This is a genomic window from Phenylobacterium sp., from assembly GCF_031181185.1.
Taxonomy (GTDB): Bacteria; Pseudomonadota; Alphaproteobacteria; order Caulobacterales; family Caulobacteraceae; genus Phenylobacterium.
In genome coordinates, this window is record NZ_JAPSKZ010000286.1 from 1 (window position 1) to 2,744 (window position 2,744).

The following is a 2,744-nucleotide window of genomic DNA, read 5'->3' on the forward strand; positions in this document are numbered from 1 at the left end:
CTCCGACCGCCCCGAGCGGCCCCGTCGACGGCGGCTCCCTCGGCTCCGCGGCCCCGGGCTCGGAACAGGACTTCGTGGTCAACGTCGGCGACCGCGTCTACTTCGACCTCGACAGTTACGAGATCCGCCCCGACGCCTATCCGCGTCTGGACGCCCAGGCGGCCTGGCTGCTGCGCTATCCGCAGGTCACGGTCCGCATCGAGGGCAACGCCGATGAACGCGGCACCCGCGAATACAACCTGGCCCTCGGCGCCCGCCGCGCCGAATCGGTCCGCACCTACCTGATCCAGCGCGGCGTCCCGGCCTCGCGCATCGACACGATCAGCTACGGCAAGGAACGTCCGATCGCCGCCGGCTCCAACGAAGAGGCCTGGGCGCGCAACCGCAACGCCCACACCGCGATCGTCTCCGGCGCCGTGCGCTAGGCCGCCGCTGCGGCAGGCAGGTTGAAGGGGCGGCCGGGCACCGGCCGCCCCTTTCCTTTTGACCGTCGCCCGCGCCCCCGGCTAGATCGGAGCCTTCCTGCGGGGGAATGCTCATGGTGGATCTGGATGCGGCGGGCGGCGCGGCGGCCGGGGGCCTGCTGGCCGGGGCGATCGAACGGCCGACGGGGCAGGCCGGCGATGCGCACGGGATCTGCACCGACTGCGGCCAGCCCGTCGAGGGCAAGTTCTGCTCCAACTGCGGCCAGCCGACCCATGTCCACCGCTCGCTGCTGCACCTCGGTGAGGAGATCCTGCACGGGGTCCTGCACTTCGACGCCCGCATCTGGCGCACCCTGCCGCTTCTGGCGTTCAATCCGGGCCGTCTGACGCGGGAGTGGGTCCAAGGCCGCCGCACCCGCTACGTCTCGCCGCTGGCGATGTTCCTGTTCACCGTCTTCCTGATGTTCTTCGTGTTCAGCTTCAGCGGCGGGCTCGAGGCGGGAGTGCAATCCCCTCCCGGCCGCAGCGAACAGGCCGCGCTCGCCAGGCAACTGGAGGAGGCGAGGGCGGATCTCGCGGCAGCCCGCGCGGAGGGGGATGCGATTTCGGCCAGCGTCTACGAAGCCCTGACGGTCACGCTGGAGCGCCAGCTTGGCGACCAGTCCCCCGCCGACGCCGGCGATTCTGATGGCGTGCCCGCGAGCAAGTGGCAGGGTTCGCAGGTTCGCGACGCACTGGCCTCGGGAGAGCTGAAGATCAATACCGGTTGGAAGAGCTTCGACAAGGTGCTGACCAAGAAGCTGATGAATCCGGAGCTTGCGCTCTACAAGATTCAGCAGACCGCCTACAAATTCAGCTTCCTGTTGATCCCGATCTCGATCCCTTTCGTGGCCCTGCTGTTCTTGTGGCGGGGCGGCTTCACCCTCTACGACCACGGCGTGTTCGTCCTCTATTCGCTGACGGCCATGTCGATCCTGATGATGCTCGTCTCGATCTTGGGACCGCTGTGGAGCGGTTTCGCCGTGGCGGGCGGCCTGCTAATCACCTTCGGCGTCCCGGCGCACATGTTCGCCCAGCTGAAGGGGGCCTACGGTCTGTCCTGGTTCTCGGCCGCCTGGCGGACGGTGTTGCTGCTGTTCTTCGCCTCGGTGGCCCTGATGCTGTTCATCATGGCCATCGTGGCGCTCGGCCTGACCGGCTGACGCCTTGCGGCGGCCTCAAATCGGTGGGACCAATTCCATCATGCTCAAGCTGCCCTCCGCCCTCCGCTCGAAGAACGCCCTCGTCACGGCCCTCGGCGTGGTCCTGATCGCCGGGACAACGACGGTCGTCGCCCAGACGACGCCCATGGAGCCCATACAGTGGGACAAGCGCCGTCTTGACCAGCTGGACCGCAACGTCCGCCGCCTGGAACGGGCCCTGACCCAGCGCAACGCCGCCGGACAGCCGGTGATCGTGGAGCCGGACCCTGAAGTCGTCGCCCTGACGGGCCGCGTGGCGATCATGGATCGACGCCTCAATGATCTGGAAGCGACGTTGCAGCGGGTGAATTCCGACCTTGAGCGTCTGACCTTCCAGCTGGATGAGACGACACGCGACAAGGCGGCCCTGGAGGGCCGGCTGCGAACGGCCGAGACGCGGCTCCGCGACATGGCCGCGGCGGCTGAACGGGAGGCCGCCCTGAACGCCCCCATCAGCTCGACCTCGCCCACCGGCGACCCGGCTCGCGATCTGGCCGCCGCCGTCCGCCTGGCCGCCTCTGATCCGGCCATGGGCGACCGCGCCTTGCAGACCGTCACCCTGGCCTGGCCCGACACGCCGCAGGCCCGCGAGGCCAACGCCCGCCTGGGCGACCTGCGCGTGTCGGCGGGCGACCACGCCGGGGCCGTGGCCTTCTACGCCGCCGCCCTCGAAGGGTGGCCGACGACGCCGTGGGCCGGGGCGACGGTGCTCGAACTGGCCAGCGCCCTGAACGCGACCGACCGCAAGACCCAGGCCTGCACGGCCCTGGGCGAGTTCGACCGCCGCTACGCCGCGGCGGCCAGCGGCTCGGCCCGCACGCGGGCGGGCGAGCTCCGCACCCGCTTCGCCTGCCCGGCGCGGAGAGCAGGCTGACCCCGGACGATCCGGCGTGGATCGGTCGGGTCCGCCGGCGGCTGACCGACCGGCTTGAGGCCCATGTCCCGCACCCGCTGGCGCTGGCCCTGTCGGGGGGTGGCGACTCCCTCGCCCTGCTTCGGCTCGCCGCCGGATGGGCGCGCGACCACGGACGCCGCCTGCTCGCCCTCACGGTCGACCATGGCCTGTCGCCCGACAGCG

General features: G+C 70.5%; 4 protein-coding genes. 3 read left to right on the forward strand and 1 reads right to left on the reverse strand.

What is annotated here, in order from left to right:
* The 3 genes from pal to RIF93_RS19920 all read left to right on the forward strand — a co-directional run.
* The coding region (gene pal, locus RIF93_RS19910; RefSeq protein ID WP_309093183.1) for a peptidoglycan-associated lipoprotein Pal at nt 1-425 on the forward strand (425 nt) is incomplete at its 5' end.
* 107 nt (nt 426-532) lie between these two features.
* Nucleotides 533-1,627, forward strand: a complete 1,095-nt coding sequence (locus RIF93_RS19915; RefSeq protein WP_309093184.1) for a DUF3667 domain-containing protein — start codon at nt 533-535, stop codon at nt 1,625-1,627.
* A gap of 40 nt (nt 1,628-1,667) precedes the next feature.
* Nucleotides 1,668-2,540 carry a tol-pal system protein gene (locus RIF93_RS19920; RefSeq protein ID WP_309093185.1) on the forward strand — a complete coding sequence of 291 codons (873 nt, stop codon included), beginning with the start codon at nt 1,668-1,670 and terminating at the stop codon, nt 2,538-2,540.
* Here RIF93_RS19920 and RIF93_RS20765 read toward each other — a convergent pair.
* Nucleotides 2,453-2,744, reverse strand: a 292-nt coding sequence (locus RIF93_RS20765; RefSeq protein WP_375163907.1) for a hypothetical protein, incomplete at its 5' end; no start/stop codon positions are given. The genes RIF93_RS19920 and RIF93_RS20765 overlap by 88 nt on opposite strands.